This is a genomic window from Chryseobacterium sp. SIMBA_038, assembly GCF_046535115.1.
GTDB lineage: Bacteria > Bacteroidota > Bacteroidia > Flavobacteriales > Weeksellaceae > Chryseobacterium.
Window position 1 is genome coordinate 1 of the sequence record NZ_JAWRXH010000326.1, and the last position, 251, is coordinate 251.

At 47.8% G+C, this 251-nt stretch carries 1 pseudogene; it reads left to right on the forward strand.

The features are described 5' to 3' along the window. Window positions 1-251: pseudogene (locus SB689_RS23760) on the forward strand (glycoside hydrolase family 92 protein); the annotation flags it as partial.

Below are 251 nucleotides of genomic sequence, written 5' to 3' on the forward strand. Positions count from 1 at the left end.
CCTGGGTAGATCCTTTCATTGGAACAGGAGGGCACGGCCATACATTTCCGGGAGCTACCACCCCCTTTGGAATGATTCAGTTAAGTCCGGATCAGAATACCAAAAGCGGAGATTGGGATTGGTGTTCAGGATATCACTACAGCAGTAAAACCATTATGGGATTCAGTCATAATCACCTTAGCGGTACCGGATGGGCAGACCTTGGAGATATTCTGGTGATGCCTACGGTAGGACAGGTAAAAATGGTTCCT